The organism is Actinosynnema sp. NPDC020468, assembly GCF_040642015.1.
GTDB lineage: Bacteria > Actinomycetota > Actinomycetes > Mycobacteriales > Pseudonocardiaceae > Actinosynnema.
Genome location: NZ_JBFAEO010000029.1, coordinates 1 through 21227, shown reverse-complemented (window position 1 = coordinate 21227; position 21227 = coordinate 1). Strand labels below are relative to the sequence as shown.

Below are 21227 nucleotides of genomic sequence, written 5' to 3'. Positions count from 1 at the left end.
GGTGTGGCTCCGACATGGACGTAGCGGGCTCAGGACAAGGGAAGGGACTCCGGGTGAGTGCGGAGAGCAGGGTCGTCGCGGTCACCGGCGGCGGTACGGGGATCGGCGCGGCGGTGGCCCGCCGCTACGCGACCGAGGGCGCGAAGGTGGTGGTCCTCGGACGGCGGCGCGCACCCCTGGAGAAGGTGGCGGAGGACACCGGCGCGCACGTCATCGCGTGTGATGCCGGCGTGACCCCGGACGCGGAGAACGCGGTCGCGGAGATCGTCGGCCGGTTCGGACGGCTGGACGTCGTGGTCGCGAACGCCGGCGGGCACGGGCTGTCGTCGGTGACCGACACCGACGACGAGGAGTGGGAACTGGCGTTGCGCTCGAACCTGTCGAGCGCGTTCGTGTTCTGCCGGGCCTCGCTGCCTTCGCTGGTGGAGTCCGGGGGGCAGGTGGTGATCGTGTCCTCGTTGGCCGGGTTGTTCGCGGGTCCCGACCTCGCGGGGTACACCGTCGCGAAGCACGCGCTGATCGGCCTCACCCGGTCGATCGCCCGGGACTACGGCCCGCGTGGCGTGCGGGCGAACGCGGTCTGCCCCGGTTGGGTCCGCACCCCGATGGCCGATGGCGCGATGGACCGGTTCGCCGAGGCGGCGGGGTTCGCCGACGGGCGCGACGAGGGCTACCGCCGGGCGACCGCCGAGGTGCCGCTGCGACGCCCGGCCGAACCGGACGAGATCGCTTCCGTCGTCCGGTTCCTCGGCTCGCCGGAATCGTCGTACATCACTGGCGCGGTATTGGTCGCCGACGGCGGCGCGCACGCGGTCGACCTGCCCACACTGGCCTTCGACCGCGTCGGCACGGACACCTGACGCGAGCCCCCGACCGGCCCCGGACCGCGGTCACCGGAGCCGGCACGGGCCGCGCCGGCCAAGACGATCGAGCCGCCCGGCGAGGACGGCTTTCCGCGAGTGCGAGGAGAAACCGTGGTTCCCGACAGGCCCGTGCTCGAGGTCACCGATGCCGAACTCGGCGAGTTGCGGGCTCGGCTGGCCGCCACGCGATGGCCGGCTCCGTGGCCGGTGACCGGCTGGACGGCGGGAACCGATCCCGGTGAGTTGCGGCGACTGGTCGCCTACTGGGCGGACGGCTACGACTGGCGCGCCCAGGAAGCCGTCATCAACGCGCTGCCCCACCACGTCGCGGACATCGCCGGGACACCGGTGCACTACCTCCGTTTCGACGGCGAGACTCCGGACGCCCTGCCGATCGTCCTGACCAACGGGTGGCCCAGCTCGTTCCTGGAGTTGACCGACCTCGCCCGGCGACTGGCCACCCCGTCCGAACACGGTGGTCGCGCGGCGGACTCGTTCACCGTCATCGTCCCGTCGCTACCGGGATTCGCCTTCTCCCCGCAACGGCCTTCGCTCACGGATCACGTGCAGACACACGAACTGTGGCACTTGCTCATGCGAGAGGAACTGGGTTTCGCCCGGTACGGGGCGCACGGCACGGATCTGGGCGCGGGCATCACCTCCCGCCTGGCCGAAGCCCATCCCGACGCCCTGGTGGGCATCCACTTGGCGGCCGTCGCCAGTCCGGTCGCCTACGACGTCGAGAGCGTCACCGCGCAGGAGCGCGCCTACCTCGACTCGGTGGCGACCTGGTCGACGGAGGAGGGCGCGTACCAGCACCAACAGAGCACCCGGCCGATCACCCTGAGCTACGGGCTGGCCGACTCACCGACAGGGCTGCTCGCGTGGATGATCGAGAAGTACCGCGCGTGGAGCGACTGCGGAGGTGACCTGTCCTCGCGGTTCAGCGACGACTTCCTGCTGACGCAGGCGTCGCTCTACTGGTTCACCAACGCCATTTCGACCTCGTTCCGGCCGTACTACGAGTACCGCGAGAACCTGACGCGCAAAGTCGAGCGGATCGATGTGCCCACCGCCGTCGCGCTGTTCCCGGCCGACCTCACCCTGCCGCCACGCAGTTGGGCGGAGCGCACCTACCGCGTCACGAGGTACACGGAGATGCCACGCGGTGGTCACTTCCCCGCACACGAGGAACCCGACCTGCTCGCTCACGACCTCACCGACTTCTTCCGGCCACTTCGGTGAGAACCGGAGTGTCGGACACTGGAGCTGAGGGATACCCGACCACCGCGCGGGACGCCCTCCACCACCGGAAGGTCGATGCCGTCGGCCCGCACTCGGCGAGACACCGACAAGCCATACGTGTTCGACGCGGCCCGCTCGCCTGCCCGCTTCTCGGCAAAGGCGCGCGTCGAGCCAACTCCTGTCTGCGGCATGAGAGTGCGGTGGGTGACCGTTCCCAGAGGCTAGGCGGGGGTGTTGTGGCGTAGCGCCTGGCGGGGGAAGCGGTCGTGGACGACCGGGCCAGGCCGGTCGTCCCGGCAATCTGGTGAAGGCCCGATCATGACGTCATCCTCGCTACTGACCGGTCCGGACCCGCTCACGTCCGCGGCGAGTGGTCGAGGCGTCGGTGCTCACAGCGGCGTGCCACCGCTCGGGTCGCTCAGACATCCCGGTCCTTGACCGTGCGCAGCAGGGTGTACATCGCGTCGTCGAGTTGTCGCTGCTGCCGTTCGGACAGCCCGGACAGCAGCGCCGCCTCGTTCGCGGCGTGGTCGCTCAGGGCCGCGTCGACGGTCGCCATGCCCTTCTCGGTGAGTGTGACCAGGAAGCTGCGACGGTCCTCGGGATCCAGCCGACGGGTGATCAGGCCGGCCTGGTCGAGCCGGTCGAGGCGGTTGGTCATCCCCGCCCGCGACAGCATCAGCTGCTCGGACAGCGCCGACGGGGTCACCGCGTAGGGCGGCCCGGACCGGCGGATCGCGGCCAGCACGTCGAACTCCCCGTTGCGCAGGCCGTGGCGGGCGAAGACCTCGTCGAAGGAACGGTTCATGATCGTGGCGAACCGCGTCACCCGCGCCAGGACCTCGACCGGCCACAGGTCCAGGTCGGACCGCTCCCGCCGCCACTGCCCGATCACGTTGTCCACCTCGTCGCTCTCACGCATGCCCCCATCATACCGTTTGACACGGAATAGTTCGACGTCGTACTGTCGTGGCATCGAACTACATTCCCGGTAGACCACCCTGGAGGACGTCATGCGCAAGATCGTCGCGAGCCTGTTCGTGTCCCTTGACGGCGTGGCCGAGGCGCCCGAGACCTGGCACTTCCCCTACTTCGACGACGAGATGGGCAATGCCGTCGGCGCCGCCATGGCCGACTCGGGCGCGATGCTGCTCGGCCGCGTCCAGTACCAGCAGTTCGCCGCCTACTGGCCGACCAGCGAGGACGAGGTGGCCGACATCATGAACAACCAGAAGAAGTACGTCGTCACCAACACCCTGACCGAGGCCACGTGGAACAACACCGAGATCATCAGCGGTGACGTGCTGGACCGGATCACGACGCTCAAGTCCACGGCGGGCAAGGACATCGGCGTGACCGGCAGCCTCACCCTCGTGCGATCACTGCTCACCGCCGGACTTCTCGACCGGCTGCAACTCTTCGTCCACCCGATCGTGCTCGGCAAGGGCGCCCGGTGGTTCGACGACCTCGACACCGTCGAACTGCGACTGGCCTCGGCCGAGACCTTCTCCACCGGAGTGATCCACCAGACCTACACCCCGGCCGCCTGACCACGTCCGCCGGTTCGCCTTGTTCCTGACGATGTTCCGACCGAGCGGTAGAACTGCTTCCGGCAGGGCACGCAGATGGGGACGGCACAGCCGGGAAGAGTACGAGGACGGCCGCTTGTAGTGCCGGACAGCAGAAGCCTGTGCGGTGGGCCGATCCGAGTTCGGGCACTCGGCTCCACCGGCCACAGTAGACTTCGGTGGTGGCGAATCGTTCCTACCTCTACAGCCTCAGCGACGAACCGACGTCCTACGCGGACCGGCCCGAGACGGTCGGTGGTTTGGCGGAATGGGCGTACGACGTTCCGTTTTCCTACCGCGTCCTCGTGTCCTGCGGACCCAGGCTGTGTGCTTCCCTCATCTCGGACGGGTTCGAGGACGACGATCCCCAGGACAAGACCCCGCTGTTCGGGATCATCGGCGAGTTCGACGCGGGTCTGGCGCGGTTGAAGAAGTTCGGGGACGCTGCTCGGCTCGTCGGCTCGGCCGCGCTGCGGGACCAGCTCGATCGGACCGAGGAGTTCCTCCACGGGCACCGGAACCGCTTCGTGTTGTTGGAGACCGTCGAGTTGGACTGCATGGAGACGTCCGAGGCCGATGCGCTTCGCGAGCGCGTCGAGCGGGAGATCGCGCGGTGCCGGGAAGTCGGCGCCGCGATCGACGCGCTGCCCGACACCGCGGCGGCCGCCGCCGTGGAACTGGAGAAGGCGGCCGGGCCTTTCCGCGGGCTTGTCTTCGGCGACGACTTCGACAACGTCCGCGACCGCCGGACCACCCACCCGATCGGCCTGGGCAGCTGGTCCGAGGTCCTCTACTTCTCGCTGTGGAACAAGGCGGAGTTCGAGGCGGCGAACTAGGAGGCGTGCGCGAGCGGTGCCGCCAGGCGGCGGGACCGCACCGCCAGGATGATCATGACCGCCGGGATCAGGACGTCGTTGACGATGACGCCGCCGGTGTTGCCGGGAGCGTGGTCGCCGTTGGCGAACCACTGGTAGACGTGGCCGATCGCGGCTCCCCACAGGAACATCCCGCCGCCGAGGCCGATGGTGATCCGCTCGCGGGCGGACGCCGAGGCGGCCCGGAAGCCCATGACGGCCAGGGCCAGGTTCGCGAAGGCGATCTCGACCATGAAGGGCGTCCGCCCGAAGCCGATCACCTCGGCCATGGCGTCGGGGACGGTGAGGAACGCGACGGTCATCCACAGGCTGCCGATGCCGAAGGCGCCGATGGCCCACCAGCGCTGCCAGATCTCCAGCGCCTCCTGGCGCGACGGGGCGTGACGGGCCCGCAGGAACGCCCCGATGGCCGGTACCAGGATCCAGATCAGGGGGAAGGCGGACTGGGCGACGTACGAGAAGGTGCTCATGACACCAGTCTTACCTAGTTAATATTAAGGAGTCAACACTGAGGTAGGCTGAGGTGGTGGACGACGGACTCGCAGACCTGCTGCACCGCGTGGTCATGCTGCTGGGCGAAGAGGCCCGGCGGCGCCCCGAAGGTGCCCTGACCTACAGCCGACTCCGACTGCTGGGCACGCTGGAGGAGATCGAACCGACGACGCAGCACCGCCTCGCGCAAGCCCTGTCGGTGTCCGACCCGGCGATCAGCCGGGCGCTGCGGCCCCTGGAGGCGGACGGCCTGGTGCAGGTCACCGTCGACCCCGACCACGCGCGGCGACGCCTGGTCCGGCTCACCGACGCGGGCCGAAAAGCCTTCCACGCGGCCGGGAAGTCGCTCTCCGAGGAGTTGCGCGCCGCGCTCGTCGCGGCCGGTTTCCCCTACGAGCGCTACCTCGAGGACACCCTTCGGCTGGCCGAGATCCTCGCACCGGACTGAGCCCCCCGGTCGCCCGTGGCCGGCGCGCTACCTGTCGACGGGCTGCACGAGGTCCGGGCCGCCGGTGTGCGGCGTCGGGACGTAGCCTCGTTCCGGCTCCGGCAGGGCCGCCACGCAGTCCGCGGAGCACGCGTTGACCAGCAGCGGCAGCACGTCGGTGCCCACCCGGCGGGAGAGCCAGACCTGGTGCAGCTCCCGGTCGACCGGACCGACGCAGACGCCGCAGGTCCGCACGGCGGTGGCGCCCCACACGCCCGGGTCGAGGTCGGTGAAGTCCGCCTCGTCGGCGCGCGTCACCGGCCGCAGTGCCGGGAACGGCGGCCGGAACTTGAAGTTGCCGTAGAGGGCGCGGGTGCTCACCGTGCTGTCGGCGAGCTTCGCGCACCGGGTGATTTCGTAGGGGTACCAGTGCAACCGGTGCGAGGTGTAGGGCTCGAACACCTGGAGGTCGGCCATCGCCCCGATCTCGGGTGGGATGCGCACCAGGTTCGTGCCGTAGAGGAGAAGGCGCGTCACCGCGGTCAGCTTCGCGATCGTGGGCGGCAGCGTGACGACCTGCCGCCGTTCCGCGGCGCTCATCTCCCGGAACGGGGCGAACTCCGTCCGACCGTCCGCGGCGGCCTCGTCGATCAGCGTCAACAGGCGCCGCCAACCCGCCGCCGTGTGGTCCTGCACGTCCTGGTGGAACGAGGCGCTCGCCGTTCGGGTCAACGCCGAACGGCCGAGGCACTGGCACAGGTCCCGGCCGATGTCAGCCGACGTCGGTCCGACCGCGCCCGCGAACCGGTTGTGGAACACCTGTGGTGCGTTCTCGTCCGTCGACACCGGTACAGCGTATCGATGATGATCGGCAGCAGGCACCCACCGGGACAAGCACGTCGACGGTGCGGGCCGTTCGTGGTCTCGTTGCCCCACCGCCGCTACGAGGCCACAAGAAAACCTGGACGTCGTGACGCGGTCACGGGCAGACGGGTCGTTCGTCTACGCCGGGCAGGTACTCGCGCCACTCGTCGCCGGTCAGACGGAGACTCGGTTCGGCGCAGATCCGGGTGATGACCCGGTCGACGTCCAGATCGATCCGCCGCACCTCGTGGCCGACGGCGACGACGTAGTCATCGAACCGAGGTCGCCGAACAACGGGATCCGCCATGACGAAACCGGGTTTGATCGAGTTCAGCAGTTCGGGGGGCGCCGCGGAGTCGACCCGCCAGAACTGCACCTCATTGCGATTGTCGGGGAGGATCAGCACGTGGTCGTCGTCCGTGAACGAAAACGACGACGGGCGGCCGCGGAATGCCACTTCCCCCCACGGACGCGGACGTTCCGGGTCCCGTACATCCCACACGCGCGCCCGCCCGTTCTCCGGGGCGACGCCGAGGAGAAACCCGCCCTCGTCGCTGAACCCGATCTGGTACCTGGCCGACTCACCGAAGGAGATGGTCGCAACGGGTTTCAGGGTCGCGGCCTCGGTGACGGACCACAGGCCGACGGAGGAAACGTGATCGCCTTGCTGACACGCGATGGCCAGTAGCCGTCCGCCCGGATGAACGTCCGCGAAACCATGGTCGCACGGGACCGCGATCCGGCGTGGGCCGGCAGATCCGGACAGGTCCCACGCCACGATGGGCGTGTAGTCCTCCTCGGGCGGAACCGTCCCTCCGTCGTAGCCGACGACCACCCCACCATCCGCGGAAACCCCACCCATCTCCATGTTCAACGGCAGTGTGGCGCGAAGTCGTGGCGCGGCCAGGTCCGAGATGTTCCAGACCTCGGTGGTGGACCAGCTGGAAAAAATCGCGACCGAACCGTTGACGAACTTCAGGTTCGAGGATCCGGGAGCCGGCCTGAACCGGGCGTCGGGAACCAGGCGGTCGGCCTCCGGGTGCCACAACTCCACATCGTCCTCAAAGTTGTTGATCATGACTTCGCCGTTGTCGGCCACCGCGAAGTACTGTCCCGTGCCGAACTGGGGGCCGACGCCGTTCAACTGCAACCGGCCGAACGCGGCAAAGGCACTGAGGAGGGCATCCCGTGTCGCCGGCGTCGGCGCCACGCGGTGCGCGGCGTGCGCCAACTCGACCGCTGTGACCGGATCGTCCTTGAGCAAGACGCCGGTGCGGAGTGCGGCTTCTTGAGCCGCGGCCCTGATCCGCGCTTCGTCCGCGCGTTGTCCGGCGACCACCACAATGGCGACCGTGGACGCCAGCACCAGCACGAGGGCGCTGAGGGCCGCGACGAGTTGGTTGAGACGCCGGGTACTTCGCCGCCGGGCTGCCTGCTCCTCGTGTTCGACGCGCAGACATGCCTCGAGGAAATCGCGTTCCCGGTCGTTCAGGGTCGACTCGGCTTTGCCCCGAGGCATGAGTGCGCGTGCTGTGCCGATTCTGTTGCCTCGCCACAGCAACGCGGGGTCACGGTCGTCGAGGTCCCAGGCGAGCGCCGCCTCCTCCAGCTTCTGCCGAAGCAGGTTGCTCGCGCGGTCTTCCTCGATCCAGTCCCTCATCCGCGGCCAGGCACGGATCAGGGCTTCGTGGGTGATCGTGACCGAGTCCCGCTCGCGAGTGAGCAGGCGGGCGTCGGTGAAGGCGTCGAGCAAGGCCGTGTCGCACGCGAGGTCCGCGATGGCCACGGTTCGACGGGTGTGGTCGGTGCTTTCGCCGATCTTCACCAGTCTCAGCAACAACGCGTGCGTGGCGGATTGGCCACCATCGTCCAATTCGCGGTAGACGCGTTCCGCCGTGGTGGCCCACCGCGTCGTGGATGCCGCCGGCGGCCCGGTAACCAGCGACGGTCAACACGTGGCCGTGGCGCTCGCTCCACGCCGCACGGAGCGCGTGCGCGAGCAGCGGAAGCCGTCCCGCCTCGTAGGGGGACTTCTCCGACGCTCCCAGATCTCGCAGCAGGAGGTCGACCAGCCCGGGCTCGACGTCCAAGCCCGCTTCGCGCGCCGGCAACACCACCGCCTGCCGCAGCTCCTCGACGGTCATCGGGCCTACGAGGACCTGTCCTCCCTGTAGCGCCCGCCGCAGCGACGGGTACTCGACGCAGTGCGTGTAGGCGTCGACGCGAAGCCCGTACACCACCAACGCCCACGAGTCGACCGCGGCGGCACAGTCGAGCAGCACGAGGAACCTGCGGCGCGCGTCCTCGTCCGCGCACAACGTGAACAGCTCTTCGAACTGGTCGACCACGAGGACCACCCGCAGGCCCGCCAACCGCGCGCTCAACGCGTCGGCGAACTCCGTGGGCGAGGTCATCCATCCGAGCACCTCGTCCACAGCGATTCCCACCGCCGAGGCGACGCCGGTCGCCAGCGCTTCCACCGGTCGGTCGGTGGGGGTGATCATCACCTGGGGCCACCGGGTCGAGCCTGCCACCGGCAACGCGCCTCGGTCCTTGATCGCGGTGAGCAGTCCTGCTCCCAGCAGCGACGACTTGCCCGCTCCCGACGGGGCGACCACGATCAGCGGGCCACCCTCGTCGAGCCGTTCGGCCGCCCGCTGCACCAAGTACGCCGTCACCGCGTCACGCCCGAAGAACCACCGCGACTGCTCCACCCCGAAGGCGGCGAGGCCGGGATACGGGCACTGCGCGTCCGGGTTCGGAGACGCCCGCCGCACGCCGCCGTCGTGGTGGACGTGGACGTCCCGGCCGGCGATGGCCGCCCGTGCGTGGCCGAACAAGGTGGCACGCACGGTGGCGTCGTCGTTGCTCACGACCCGGTGATGTGCACGTCACGGCCGGCCATCGTGACGCGACTGTGCCCGAAGGCCTGAGCGGTCATGGTGACGGTGCCGATCGCCGCGTCCCCCATGCCCTGCTCTCGGGTCCACCCTGCCAGCAGACGGCGAAGTTCCGTCGACACGCGCGGATCCTCGGCGGCGAGGCGCCGCAGTCTGCTCCGCCACTCGCTGACGAGATCGGCCAGCGCATGCCGGTCACCGGTCTCATGCGCCACCAACGCCGCAGTGCGGGTGTCGACCATCTCCGCCTCGATGGTGGCACCCCGCTCCGGATGAACCTCGCGCCACAACACTCCGATCGCGGTCACGACGTCCTGCCACGCGCCGGTTGTCAACTTCTCGACGACCGTCGTCGCGGCCGCCGACGTCAGGTCGGTTTCCACGTTTCCCTTCCGATTGTTTCCCCGATGGTGACAGGGCACTGAACCCCGGTGGCACCCGTAGACGCGACGATTCACCGCTTCGCAGTAGTCGCGCCGTTGACAAACGCTCCCGGATCGGCACGAATGGGGACACACCACGATCCCGCGACGATGCCGCCTCCCCGACCTCCCACTCCTCGGCACGAGTGAGAGTTCGTCGCATACCCGGAGCCGAACAATCCCGATCCCCTGCCCGGACCTGCTCGACAGGTCGATCGGTCATGGCGCGGTGGTCCCGGCCTCAGGACGCCCGAATGGCGCCGTCACCAGTGGTTCGTGCTCCACCAGCGGGGATCCCGGTGGGCGGCGGGTGTTCGTCCACCGGGATCCGGTGCGCGGTCAGCAGTTGTGGATGTCGCTGGAGCTGGAGCCGATGACGACGTCGATCACGGTTCCCGCCGCGGTCAGGTGCAGGGCGTTCACGGTCAGGCCGTGGTCCGCGCCGGGTACCGGTAGTTGCTCGTTGAGGATCAGTCGGGTGCCCGCGCCCAGGTCGATGCCGGAGTTCGGTGCGACCCCGGTGTCCACGGGCAGCCCGCCGACGGTGAGCGCGGCGATGGTGACCGAGCCGGTGGCGGCCGCGCAGGTGCTCGTGGACACCGAGCGGAGTGCCGTCGCCTTGATCACCGGCAGGCCCGGGATGCCGATCGACACGTCCTGCACGGTCGCCGTGCCGACGGACGTCCCGGGCGCGAGGGTGACCGTGACGTTCGGGCAGATCCCGTGCGCGGAGATCAGCAGGGTGGTCAGTGCCGCGGTGCAGGGGGGTGCCGCGGTGGACGCGGACGCCGTTCGGACCGGGCCGGTGTCGGGTTGGGGTGGCAGGCGCAGTGTCGCCAGGAGGAGGTTGACGTTCGCGGACAGGCCGAACGCCCGGCCGGTCAGGTAGTTGAGCCTGCCCGTCGCGGACGCGTTCGACGGCAGGTAGAACGGGTCGCCGGCGAAGACCCCGGTCACCGGGACGGTCGCGGCCTCGTTCAACGGTTGGGCAAGCACCGGGACGGCGCACCGGGCGACGCCGGCCGCGTCGGTGGCCGCCGTGCAGGACTGCCGGGTCGACCCGGTGCCGGCGGTCAGTTCGACGGTCGCGCCGGCGATCGGGGTGACGCCGTCCTCGGCCAGGATCGCGGCCAGGGTGGCCGGAGTGCCGTTGGCGAACTTGAGGGCCCCGTTGTAGGTGAGGGTCGTCTGCTCCCGGGTGACGGTGAAGGCGACGGTGTCGGTGGTGGCCTGGTGGACGGCGTCGCCCGCGAACGTGGCCGTGAGCGGGTAGACGCCCGCCGCCTGGGTCGGGGTGATGGCGCAGGACGCCTTCCCGGTCGCGTCCGTCGTGGCGGAGCAGACGTCGGTGGCGCTCGCGCCCAGCCGGAACGCGACCGCCTTGTTCGCGATCGGGGCGTTGTCCGCGCCGGGATCGACCAGCGTCGCGGACGTCGTGGCGCTGTCGTGGTAGTCGCCGGTGGTGGCGCCGTCGTACCGCAGCGTGCTGGTCAACGGCAGCACGCGGATCCTCCGGTCCTGGTCGAGGGTCAGCTCGGACACCGGCGGGGACGTGCCGGTGGTGGGGACGACGACCGTGTCCTTGGCGTTGTCGCCCGCACCCACTCCCCCGGTTTTGAAGTTCAGCCGCTGCCAGTCCGACCCCGTGCCCTTGAGGGTCTTCCTCTCCAGGTCGCCGTTGGCGTCGAAGCCGGTGAGCGCGCTGGCCGCAGTGCCGTCGCAGTCCCAGTCGACCGGGCTCAGGGTGCCCTGCACGCGCGAGCTGACCACGATCGTGCTGCCCACCCTGGTGCCGCACGAGTGCGTCGTGCCGTACCCGAGCGGGTTCGCGCCGAGGTTCACCCCACCCGGCTCGGTCAGCAGGTTCTCGTCCACGTCGGGCATCGGGGCGCGGGAGTAGTCGAAGACCTGTGTGCCGCCGCGGAACACCCCGCGCGTCGTGTACGCGTAGTTCATGATCGACGGGTAGTTCGGCTTGTAGTTGACGTTGTCGTCCTCGCCCTCCCCGCCGCTGTGGTCGAGACCGAGCACGTGCCCCAGTTCGTGCATGAACAAGCCGGTCTGGTCGTCCTGGCTGCCGACCCCGCCGGCCCGGGCGCCGAGCGAGACGACGAAACCGAGCCGGTCGGGGGGCGCGTACCCGGTCGTGTCGTCGCCGTTCGCGATCCAGGAGGCCGCGATGGCGTGGTGGAAGATCGGCAACCGGCCGGTGGGGGTGAAGTCCCGCTTCATCTGCGCGTAGAAGTCGTCCAGCCGGTAGCCGTCCTTCCTGTTGCCGGTGAGGAAGTCCCGCACCCACGGCACTCCGGTGTTGGCGCGGGACAGCGCGCCCCATTGCGCGCCGCCGGGCGTGAGGGTGCTGTTCTGACCCGAGTCGACGAGGAGGGTGACGCCGGGTCTGGTCGCACCGCGGTGCACGACCGGGTCCTGGTCGAACGCCCTGATCACGGCGTCGATCGCGGCCTGGCTCAGCCTCTGGTCGTGCGTGGCGTCGCTCATCGAGTCCAGCTGGACCAGCACGTTGGGCCGGGTCAGGGTGACGCCCATCTGCGGCAGGTCCACGAACTGCGCCGGCGCCCCGTCACCCGGGCCGATCGTGACCCCGAACCGCTTCCAGTCGTCGGGGATCCCGTCGCACGTCGTGGCGTTGCACCCGAAGGTGTCGAACCGGTCCTCGATCGTCCCGCCCGCGCCGAACCGGTAGCCCTGCGGCGGCGACTCCTCGAACGTGTCACCGCCGACGAAGGGATTGCTGTAGTGCAGGCTCAGGGTCGTGCCGGTGAGATCCAACCGGTAGGACAGGTGGAACTCCGTCCCGGTCGCGACACCGCACGATTCCGACGCGATGTCCACCGTCGCGCCGATCGGGATCTTCTGCGGCGGGGACGCAGTCCAACAGCCGTGGTCGAGATCCTGACCGGACAGCGTCAGTTCCGAGTCGGAGTCGTTCGTGAGGTGGACTCGGATGTCGCGCGTCGCCGCGGCCGCCGGACTCGCCGTGGCCGCCATGACCACGACCACGCCGACCAACGCGGCCAAGCCGCGCACCACCCGTCTGCGGTGTTCCATCGGTTCCTCCCCCAAAGCCGGTAGCCCCGCCCCTCGGGCACACCGCGCCCCCGAGGATCGCGTTCCCGGCAATGGTGGCACCGCGCCCGTCACCGACGCGTGGACCTTTCGGGCCTTTCACCGCGAACCGGACGAGTCCGGGTCGGGGGTGCGCGCGACACCGGCCGGCTCGGCGACGCCGCCCGCGGCCATCGGCGCGAGATCGTGCCGGACATCGAGGATCTCGTGGTTCCGCGCGGAGGAAGGACACCTCGACGGGTGGCCCGACCGTACGATGTGGACTGCGGATCCGAAGGGCGAGCGGGGGGCGCGGTGAGCGGGATCAGGGTGTTGGTGGCGGGGGCGAGTGTCGCGGGGCCCGCGGTGGCGCACTGGTTGCGTCGGCGCGGTGCCGAGGTGACCGTGGTGGAGCGGGCGCCGGAGTTGCGGCCCGGCGGGCAGGCGGTGGACGCGCGGGGGGTGGCCAAGGAAGTCGTTCGGCGGATGGGGTTGGACGCGGCCGTGCGGGCGGCTCGGACCGAGACCATCGGGGCGCACTCGGTGGACGTGGACGGGAACGTGCTTCAGACCTTCCGGGCCGAGGACGACGGGGGTGACGGGTTCATCGCGGAGATCGAGATCCTGCGCGGTGATCTGGCGCGGGTGCTCCACGACGACACCCGGGATCGGGTCGAGTACGTGTTCGGTGATCGGATCGTCGGGCTCACCCAGGACGCGGACGGGGTCGACGTGGTCTTCGCGGGTGGTGGTCGGCGGCGTTTCGACCTGGTGATCGGGGCGGACGGGCTGCACTCGGGGTTGCGGGAGATGGTGTTCGGGCCGCGGGAGCGGTTCGTCCGGCACCTCGGGCACGTGCTGGCCTTCTACAGCGTGCCCAACGAGTTCGGACTGGACCGCCGGCTCCTGGAGTACCAGGAGGGCGGGCGGTCCGCGTGCCTGCGGCCGATCCGGGACGCCACGCGGGCGATGGCCATGTTCTCCTTCACCTCGGCCGACCCGGGTGTGGACCACCGCGACGTCGCGGCCCAGAAGCTGCTGCTGCGGGAGCGGATGGCCGGGTTCGGGTGGTTGACGTCGCGCGTCCTCGCTCATCTGGACGACACCCCGGACTTCTACCTCGACCAGGTCGCCCAGGTCGTGATGGACCGCTGGTCGAGCGGACGGGTGGTGCTGCTCGGGGACGCGGCGTTCAGCGCGTCGCCGTTGTCCGGGCAGGGCAGCGGGCTGGCCCTGGTCGGCGCCTACCTGCTGGCGGGCGAACTGGCCGCCGCCGGGTGGGACCCGGAGGTCGGGTTCGCCGGCTACGAGCGGCGGATGCGCTCGTACGTCGAGGCCAACCAGGAGATCGGACGCCTGCACGCGCACAGCCGGGAGGGCGCGGAGCCGGACCCGGAGGCCGAGTCCGAGGCCGCCACCGAGGCCCTCTACGCGTTGGTCGACCGCGCGATCGACGGCGTGGACCTGCCCGACTACGCGGGGGTGCCGGACTCCGGGTCCGACTCCTAGCCGCGTTGGACCAGTTTGGACGGCGCCAGGCCGAACGACGCGGTGAACGCGGCGGTGAACGCGGCCGGTGAGGAGTAGCCGAGGCGGGCGGCCACCTCGGTGACGGTGTGGTCGCGAAGCAGCGGCGCGGAGGCCAGGAGGCGGGCTTTCAGGCGCCAGGCGGCCGGGCTCTGGTTCAACTCCTGGCGGAAGCGGCGGGTGAAGGCCCGTTCGCTCATCGAGGCGCGCGAGGCCCATTCGGTGTTGGTCACCTGGACGTCCGGTGTGTCCAGGTAGGCGCGGCACAGGGTGGCCAGGTCGGGCGAGGTGGGCAGCGGCACGTGCAGCGGCAGCGGGGCCAGGGCGGCGATCTCGTGCAGGAGGAGCGCGGCCACCGCGCCGTCGCGGCCGGCCAGGTCGTACTCCGGGGTGAACTCGACGGCGGCGAGGAGCAGTTCGCGCAGCAGCGGCGTCACGTCGACCACGCGGCAGTCGGCGGGCCACCACGGCACGGCGGCCGGTTCGACGTAGAGGCTGCGGGTGCTCACGTCCAGCATCCGCACCCGGTGCGGTGTGGCGGGCGGGATCAGGACGGCGCGGTCGGTGGGCACCGTCCACGTGCCGTCCGCGGTCTCCACGACCATCACGCCCGTCGCCCCGTACAGGAACTGCGCCCGGCGGTGGTGGTGCCAGTCCAGGACGTGGACCGGTGGGTAGTCGGTGCCGATGGGCAGCACGGCCCGGTCGACGCGGTCCACCTCGGCCAGGGGCACGTTTCTCACGTCGGTGACCCTAGTGGCCGACCAGCGAAAGAACTGTGCCGGGCATCGGATGCGCGTCCACGGCGAAACCTGGTGTGGTTCCGGGGTGATGTTCGCGCTGCTGATCGGCGTCGGTGTGCTCACCGGCGTGACGACCGTCGTGTTCGGCTTCGGCGGCGGGTTCGTGACCGTGCCCGTCGTGGTGTGGGCGAACGCCCGGCTGGGTGACGCCGCCCCGGTGACGGCGGTGGCCACGTCCGCCGTCGTGATGGTGGTCAACGCCGCGATCGCCACCGCGTCGACCCGTCCCGACGTGCTGCGCGAACTCCGTGGCAGCACTCGGCTTCTGGTCCTGCTCGCGGTGGGCGCCACCGGCGGCGCGCTCGCCGCGGCCCACGTGCCCGCCGCGCTCCTGCGCTGGGGTTTCGTGCTCTACCTGGTCGGTACGATCGCCGACCTCGCGACCAGGCCGGGTTTCCTGCGCCCGCACACCGACCCGAGGCCGCGGGGTCCGGTGATCGGCTCGGCGCTCGGGGTGCCGATCGGGGCCGTGGCCGCGTTCCTCGGTGTCGGCGGGAGCGTGCTGACCGTGCCGCTGCTGCGCCGCGCCGGCCACTCGATGGGTTCGGCCACCACGCTCGCCAACCCGCTGACGCTGGCGATCGCGCTCCCGTCCACGCTGGTGTTCCTGACCGCGACCGACCTCCCGACGGGCCTCGTCGACGTGCCCGCCGCGGTGGCGTTGCTGGCCGGCGCGCTCCCGGTGATCCTCGTTCTGCGCCGCAGGCCGCCTCGGATCCCCGACCGGCTGCACGCGCGGACCTACCTCGGGCTGCTCGTCGCGGTCACCGCGGCGATGGCGGTCACGAACCTGGTCTGATCAGGACAGCCGCTCGAGCACCAGCGCCATCCCCTGCCCACCCGCCGTGCACAGCGTGACCAGGCCGAACTGCCCGTCGCGCGCCCGCAGCCCGTTGATCAGCGTGGTGGTGAGCCGGGCGCCGGTCTGGCCGAACGGGTGGCCCAGCGCGATCGCACCGCCGTGCGCGTTCACCCGCTCCGGATCGAGCTTCAACTCCTCGACCACCGGCACGACCTGGGCCGCGAACGCCTCGTTCAGCTCCACCAGGTCGATGTCGTCGATCACCAGTCCGGCGTTGGCGAGCGCGCGCCTGGTCGCCTCGACCGGTCCCAACCCCATGATCTCCGGCGACAGCGCGGACACCCCGGACGACACCACCCGGGCCAGCGGCGTCACGCCCAACTCGGCCGCGCGCACGTCGGACAGCACCACGAGCGCCGCGGCGCCGTCGTTGAGCGGGCAGCAGTTGCCCGCCGTCACGGTGCCGTCGTCGCGGAACACCGGCTTCAACCCGGACAGCGACTCGACCGTCACGCCCGCGCGCGGGCCGTCGTCGGTCGACACCACGGTGCCGTCGGGCAGCGTCACGGGCGTGATGTCGTGGGCGAAGAACCCGGACGCGATCGCGGCCTGCGCCCGCTGCTGGCTCAACGCCGCCCACTCGTCCTGCGCCCGCCGGCCGACTCCGCGCCACCGCGCCACGTTCTCGGCCGTGTGCCCCATCGCCAGGTACACGTCGGGCAGTTCGCCGGACAGGCGCGGGTCCGTCCACTCCGGACGGTTCTCCGCGCTGCGCGCCATCGCCGCCGCGTACAGGGGGTTCTTGGTGTCGGGCAGGCCGTCGGACTTGCCGAGCGCGAACCGCGACACCGACTCCGCGCCCGCCGACACCAGCGCGTGGGCCTCCCCGGCGCGGATCGCGTGCAGCGCCATCCGGGTCGTCTGCACGCTCGACGCGCAGTACCGCTGCACGGTCGTGCCCGGCACGTCGTCCAACCCGGCGGTCACCGCGACCACCCGCGCCAGGCCGTAACCCTGCTCACCGGCGGGTTGCGCGGTGCCGAGCATCAGGTCGTCCAGCGTGTGCGGGTCGAGCTGCGGCACCTGGTCGAGCGCCGCGCGCACCATCGACACGGCGAGGTCGTCGGCGCGCACGCCGGTCAGCGACCCCTTGAACGCGCGGCCGATCGGCGAGCGGGCGGCGGCGACGATCACGGCTTCGGGCATGGGTGTCTCCTTGGTGGCAGGGGGTGTCAGGCGAGGCGGAACTTCTGGACCTTGCCGCTGGGCGTGCGGGGCAACTCGGCGACGAACGTGACGTGCCGCGGCACCTTGAAGTTCGCCATCGCGGCGCGGCAGTGCGCGACGAGGTCCTCCGCGGTGACCGTCGCGCCCGGTCGGGTGACCACGTAGGCGTGGCCGACCTCGCCCAGGCGCTCGTCGGGCACGCCGACCACGGCCACCTCCCGGACCGCCGGGTGCTCGCCGATCAGCCGCTCCAGCTCGGCCGGGTACACGTTGAACCCGCCGACCACGAACATGTCCTTGATCCGGTCGGTGATCCGCAGGTAGCCGTCCTCGTCCAGCCACCCGACGTCGCCGGTGTGCAGCCACCCGTCCGCGTCGATCGCGGCGTCGGTGGCGGCCTGGTCCTCGAAGTAGCCGAGCATCACGTTGTAGCCGCGCACCACGACCTCGCCCAGCGATCCGGCGGGCACCGGCACGCCCGCGGCGTCGACCACGGCGACCTCGGTGCCGGGGATGGCCCGGCCGCAGCTGGTGGACAGCCGCTCCTCGTCGGTGTCCGGCGGGCACACGGTCGCGGTGCCGCACGTCTCGGTGAGGCCGTAGGCGGTGATCACGTCCCGGAAGCCCAGGTCGGCACGCATCCGGCGGAGCAGCGGCACCGGCACGACGGTCGCGCCGGTGACCGCGAGCCGCACCGAGCCCAGGTCGAACTCGCCGAACCGGGGGTGCGCCAGGATCGAGCTGTACACGGTCGGCGCGCCGGGGAACACGGTCACCTTCTCGCGCTCGACCAGTTCCAACACCGACACCACGTCGAACACCGCGAGCGGCAGCATCGTGGCGCGGCGCAGCAGGCACGCGAGCACGCCCGCGCGGTAGCCGAAGCTGTGGAAGAACGGGTTGACCAGCAGGTACCGGTCGCCCGGCAGCAGGCCGCACATCGCCGACCACTGCTCGTCCACCAGCAGGTCCGCCCGGTGGGTCACCATCGCGCCCTTCGGGTAGCCGGTCGTGCCCGAGGTGAACAGGATGTCCGCGACGTCGTCCGGTTCCAGCGCCGCGATCCGCGCGTCGACCTCGGCCGCCGGCACCCGGTCGGCGGCGGCCAGGAAGGCCTCGAACGAGACCGCCGCCGGGTCGTCGGTCGGGTGCACGGTCACGACCGCGCGCAGGTGCGGCAGGCCGGGCGCGGGCCGCTCCGCGGTGGGCTCGCCGACGCCGTCGTCGCGCAGCATCGCGAGGTAGCCGTTGTCCAGGAACCCGTCGTCCAGCACGAGCAGCGAGGCGCGGACCTTGGCCAGCGCGTACCGGGCCTCGGCGCCCTTGAAGCGGGTGTTCACCGGCGTCAGCACGCCGCCGGCGGCCAGGACCCCGAGCGCCGCGACCACCCAGCGGGCCGAGTTCGGCGCCCAGACCGCCGCGCGGTCGCCGGGCTGGAGACCGTGCGCGATCGCGGCGCGGGCGAACCGGGTCACCTCCGCGTCGAGTTCCGCGTAGGTCAGCCGGACCGGGCCGTCCACCACCGCCTCGACGTCGGGCGCCTCGGCCGCCGCCGCGCGCAGGCACGCCGGGATCGTGGTGAAGTCTCCGGTGTCCGTCACGAACGCCTCCCGTGGCTCTGGCCGATCCGCCGGCGACCGGCGTCGAGGAGCGATCCTAGCCAACCAACCAAGCGCTTGCTAGTCTCGGCCTGCCCCGGTTGGCCGCAGAAGGGACGCCCATGACCGCCGCCTACATCGTCGAGGCCGTGCGCACACCCGTGACCAGACGCGGTGGCGCGCTGGCCGGAACACACCCCGCCGACCTGGGCGCGCACGTGCTCGCCGGGCTGGTGGGCCGGGCGGGCATCGACCCCGCGCTGGTGGACGACGTGGTGATGGGGTGCGTCGACACGGTCGGCGCGCAGTCCGGCTGCGTCGCCCGCACCGCGTGGTTGGCCGCGGGCCTGCCCGACTCGGTGCCCGGCGTGACCGTGGACCGGCAGTGCGGCTCGTCCCAGCAGGCCGTGCACTTCGCCGCGCAGGCGGTCATGTCCGGCACGGCGGACGTGGTGGTCGCCGGCGGCGTGCAGAACATGAGCGCGATCCCGATCTCCGCCGCCATGACGGCCGGCGAGCGGTTCGGCGCGGACGACCCGTTCACCGGCTCGGTCGGCTGGCGCGCCCGGTACGGCGCCGGGCCGGTCTCCCAGTTCCGGTCCGCCGAGATGATCGCCGCGAAGTGGGGGCTGAGCCGGGAGGACCTGGAGCGGTTCGCGCTGCGCAGCCACGAGCGGGCGCTGACCGCGATCCGCGAGGGCCGGTTCGACCGCGAGATCCTGCCGCTGGGCGACGCCGTCGTGGACACCTGCCCGCGCGCGGACACGTCGGCGGAGAAGATGGCCGGGCTGGCACCGCTCGAGGAAGGCGGCCGGGTCACGGCGGCCACCGCGAGCCAGATCTGCGACGGCGCGGCGGCGTTGCTGATCGTGTCCGAGGACGCGCTGCGCACCACCGGACTGACCCCGCGCGCCCGGATCCACCACCTGTCGGTGCGCGGCGCGGACCCGATCTGGATGTTGACCGCGCCGATACCCGCCACCGCGCACGCGCTGCGCAAGTCCGGGCTCACCCTCGACGACATCGACCTGGTGGAGATCAACGAGGCGTTCGCGTCGGTCGCGCTGGCCTGGCTCGCCGAGACCGGCGCCGATCCCGACCGGGTGAACGTGAACGGCGGCGGCATCGCGCTCGGCCACCCGCTGGGCGCGACCGGAGCACGGCTGATGACCACGCTGCTGCACGAGCTGGAGCGCACCGGCGGCCGGTACGGGCTCCAGACGATGTGCGAGGGCGGCGGCCAGGCCAACGTGACGATCATCGAGAGGTTGGGATGAGCACACCCGAGGGCCGGTCCGTCATCGTGACCGGCGGCGCGCGCGGCATCGGCGCGGCGATCACCCGGCGGTTCCTGGCGCAGGGCGCGCGGGTGCTGGTCTGCGGCCGCAACGACCCGGACGAGCTGCCCGAGGGCGCCGAGTTCACCCAAGCGGACGTGCGGCAGCCCGAGCAGGCGGCGGCGCTGGTCGCCGAGGCGGTGCGCCGGTTCGGCGGCCTGGACGTGCTGGTGAACAACGCGGGTGGCGCGCCACCCGCCGACACCGCGACCGTCTCGCCCCGGTTCATCTCCTCGGTGGTGGCGCTGAACCTCCTCGCGCCCTACTACGTCGCCCAACCCGCCTACGCGGCGATGCGTGAGCGGGGCGGCGTGATCGTCAACATCGGCAGCGTCGCCGGCCGCCACCCCGCGCCGCAGTCCGCCGCCTACGCCGCCGCCAAGGCCGGGCTCACCATGCTGACCCGGGCGCTGGCCATGGACCTCGCCCCGCAGGTGCGGGTCAACCAGGTCACCGTCGGCCTGGTGCGCACCGAACTGTCGCACCTGAGCTACGGCGACGAGGCCGGTCAGGCGCGGGTGGCGGCGACCATCCCGGCCGGCCGGATGGCCACGCCCGACGACGTCGCGACCGCCGTGCTGCTGCTCGCCGACCCGGCCGCGGACTACGTGACGGGCGCGGAGCTGGTGGTCGACGGCGGCGGCGAGTACCCGGCGCGCTGGCTGGCGGCGTTGCCGTCGTGAGCCTGCACCACCTGGACTTCCGGCTGTCCTACGCGGACTGCGACCCGGCGGGCATCCTGTACTACGCGGCCTGGTTCCCGTGGATGGAACGCGTGCAGACCGAGTGGCTCTACCTCAACGACCTGCGCCAGGACACCCTCCAGACCCGGTACGGCTTCCACACCATCACCCGGGCCGCGCGCTGCGAGTACCTGGTGCCGGTCACGCTGTTCACCCCGATCCGGATCTCCCTGTCGGTGACCGCGCTCGGCCGCACGTCGTTCCGCCGGGGGCTGGACATGGTCCGCCGGGACGACGAAGTGCTTGTCGCGCAAGGGGAACTCGCGCTCGTGACGCTGGACGGCGATGGCACCCCGATCCCGGTGCCACCGCCGTTGCGCCCACTGCTGGAGACCTCGCTCACCCCACGGTGATCACCCGGCGGCGCAGCAGCCAGGCGCCGCCGGACCGGGTGAACTCGTCGTCGTACGCGCCGAGGCCCACCACCCTCGGCGCGGTCGTCGTGTCCGCGAAGAAGCGCCAGTAGGA

Annotated in this window: 19 protein-coding genes and 1 pseudogene; 10 read left to right on the top strand and 10 right to left on the bottom strand. The window is 71.3% G+C overall.

All coding sequences use genetic code 11. The annotated features are described in order from the left end of the window. Positions 1 to 14: 14 nt before the first annotated feature. Both AB0G50_RS21290 and AB0G50_RS21285 read left to right on the top strand, forming a co-directional pair. The gene (locus AB0G50_RS21290) at positions 15 to 860 is read left to right on the top strand and encodes an SDR family oxidoreductase (RefSeq protein ID WP_360111208.1); all 846 of its coding nucleotides are present in this window, start codon (positions 15 to 17) and stop codon (positions 858 to 860) included. A 114-nt stretch (positions 861 to 974) separates the two neighbouring features. Further along, a complete protein-coding gene (locus tag AB0G50_RS21285) occupies positions 975 to 2108 on the top strand; it encodes an epoxide hydrolase family protein (RefSeq protein ID WP_360111205.1) in 1134 nt (377 codons plus the stop codon). Positions 2109 to 2526: 418 nt separating this feature from the next. Here AB0G50_RS21285 and AB0G50_RS21280 read toward each other — a convergent pair whose 3' ends face one another. Continuing rightward, the gene (locus AB0G50_RS21280) at positions 2527 to 3030 is read right to left on the bottom strand and encodes a MarR family transcriptional regulator (protein ID WP_360111202.1); all 504 of its coding nucleotides are present in this window, start codon (positions 3028 to 3030) and stop codon (positions 2527 to 2529) included. A gap of 91 nt (positions 3031 to 3121) precedes the next feature. Here AB0G50_RS21280 and AB0G50_RS21275 point away from each other — a divergent pair, with 91 nt between their 5' ends. Then, positions 3122 to 3658, top strand: a complete 537-nt coding sequence (locus AB0G50_RS21275) for a dihydrofolate reductase family protein (RefSeq protein ID WP_360111199.1) — start codon at positions 3122 to 3124, stop codon at positions 3656 to 3658. Positions 3659 to 3858: 200 nt separating this feature from the next. After that, positions 3859 to 4512, top strand: coding sequence for a hypothetical protein (locus tag AB0G50_RS21270; protein WP_360111196.1), 654 nt, complete (start codon positions 3859 to 3861; stop codon positions 4510 to 4512). Here AB0G50_RS21270 and AB0G50_RS21265 read toward each other — a convergent pair. Continuing rightward, positions 4509 to 5021 carry a DUF6790 family protein gene (locus AB0G50_RS21265; protein ID WP_360111193.1) on the bottom strand — a complete coding sequence of 171 codons (513 nt, stop codon included), beginning with the start codon at positions 5019 to 5021 and terminating at the stop codon, positions 4509 to 4511. The two genes, AB0G50_RS21270 and AB0G50_RS21265, sit on opposite strands and share 4 nt — an antisense overlap. Before the next feature lie 56 nt (positions 5022 to 5077). Here AB0G50_RS21265 and AB0G50_RS21260 point away from each other — a divergent pair, with 56 nt between their 5' ends. After that, positions 5078 to 5491, top strand: a complete 414-nt coding sequence (locus AB0G50_RS21260; RefSeq protein ID WP_360111190.1) for a MarR family transcriptional regulator — start codon at positions 5078 to 5080, stop codon at positions 5489 to 5491. Between the two features lie 27 nt (positions 5492 to 5518). Here the strand turns inward: AB0G50_RS21260 and AB0G50_RS21255 are convergent, their stop codons facing one another. The 5 genes and pseudogenes from AB0G50_RS21255 to AB0G50_RS21235 all read right to left on the bottom strand — a co-directional run bounded on the left by AB0G50_RS21255 (position 5519) and on the right by AB0G50_RS21235 (position 12725). Continuing rightward, on the bottom strand, positions 5519 to 6316 hold the full coding sequence (locus tag AB0G50_RS21255; protein WP_360111187.1) for a leucine-rich repeat domain-containing protein: 798 nt from the start codon (positions 6314 to 6316) through the stop codon (positions 5519 to 5521). Between the two features lie 133 nt (positions 6317 to 6449). Continuing rightward, on the bottom strand, positions 6450 to 8207 hold the full coding sequence (locus tag AB0G50_RS21250; RefSeq protein ID WP_360111185.1) for a hypothetical protein: 1758 nt from the start codon (positions 8205 to 8207) through the stop codon (positions 6450 to 6452). A 43-nt stretch (positions 8208 to 8250) separates the two neighbouring features. After that, positions 8251 to 9111: pseudogene (locus tag AB0G50_RS21245) on the bottom strand (hypothetical protein); the annotation flags it as partial. A 92-nt stretch (positions 9112 to 9203) separates the two neighbouring features. Further along, positions 9204 to 9617 carry a hypothetical protein gene (locus AB0G50_RS21240; RefSeq protein WP_360111182.1) on the bottom strand — a complete coding sequence of 138 codons (414 nt, stop codon included), beginning with the start codon at positions 9615 to 9617 and terminating at the stop codon, positions 9204 to 9206. A 378-nt stretch (positions 9618 to 9995) separates the two neighbouring features. Beyond that, entirely contained in the window at positions 9996 to 12725 is a 2730-nt protein-coding gene (locus tag AB0G50_RS21235; protein ID WP_360111180.1) for a choice-of-anchor P family protein, read from the bottom strand. Positions 12726 to 12983: 258 nt separating this feature from the next. Between AB0G50_RS21235 and AB0G50_RS21230 the strand changes: the two genes are divergently transcribed. Further along, a complete protein-coding gene (locus AB0G50_RS21230) occupies positions 12984 to 14231 on the top strand; it encodes an FAD-dependent monooxygenase (protein WP_360111177.1) in 1248 nt (415 codons plus the stop codon). Here the strand turns inward: AB0G50_RS21230 and AB0G50_RS21225 are convergent. Then, positions 14228 to 14992 carry a helix-turn-helix transcriptional regulator gene (locus tag AB0G50_RS21225; protein WP_360111174.1) on the bottom strand — a complete coding sequence of 255 codons (765 nt, stop codon included), beginning with the start codon at positions 14990 to 14992 and terminating at the stop codon, positions 14228 to 14230. The genes AB0G50_RS21230 and AB0G50_RS21225 overlap by 4 nt on opposite strands. 88 nt (positions 14993 to 15080) lie before the next feature. Here AB0G50_RS21225 and AB0G50_RS21220 point away from each other — a divergent pair, with 88 nt between their 5' ends. Next, positions 15081 to 15851 carry a TSUP family transporter gene (locus AB0G50_RS21220; protein WP_360111171.1) on the top strand — a complete coding sequence of 257 codons (771 nt, stop codon included), beginning with the start codon at positions 15081 to 15083 and terminating at the stop codon, positions 15849 to 15851. Here AB0G50_RS21220 and AB0G50_RS21215 read toward each other — a convergent pair whose 3' ends face one another. Next, positions 15852 to 17060, bottom strand: coding sequence for an acetyl-CoA C-acetyltransferase (locus tag AB0G50_RS21215; protein ID WP_360111168.1), 1209 nt, complete (start codon positions 17058 to 17060; stop codon positions 15852 to 15854). It abuts the gene before it with no gap. A 26-nt stretch (positions 17061 to 17086) separates the two neighbouring features. Next, entirely contained in the window at positions 17087 to 18682 is a 1596-nt protein-coding gene (locus AB0G50_RS21210; RefSeq protein WP_360111165.1) for a FadD3 family acyl-CoA ligase, read from the bottom strand. Between the two features lie 119 nt (positions 18683 to 18801). Here AB0G50_RS21210 and AB0G50_RS21205 point away from each other — a divergent pair, with 119 nt between their 5' ends. The 3 genes from AB0G50_RS21205 to AB0G50_RS21195 are packed head-to-tail and all read left to right on the top strand — an operon-like array spanning position 18802 to position 21112. Then, positions 18802 to 19956: an acetyl-CoA C-acetyltransferase gene (locus AB0G50_RS21205; RefSeq protein ID WP_360111162.1), complete on the top strand. Its 1155-nt coding sequence runs from the start codon at positions 18802 to 18804 to the stop codon at positions 19954 to 19956. Further along, positions 19953 to 20699 carry an SDR family oxidoreductase gene (locus AB0G50_RS21200; RefSeq protein ID WP_360111159.1) on the top strand — a complete coding sequence of 249 codons (747 nt, stop codon included), beginning with the start codon at positions 19953 to 19955 and terminating at the stop codon, positions 20697 to 20699. The genes AB0G50_RS21205 and AB0G50_RS21200 overlap by 4 nt, the downstream gene beginning before the upstream one ends. Next, on the top strand, positions 20696 to 21112 hold the full coding sequence (locus AB0G50_RS21195; protein ID WP_360111156.1) for an acyl-CoA thioesterase: 417 nt from the start codon (positions 20696 to 20698) through the stop codon (positions 21110 to 21112). Before AB0G50_RS21200 ends, AB0G50_RS21195 begins: the two co-directional genes overlap by 4 nt. Positions 21113 to 21227: the final 115 nt, after the last annotated feature.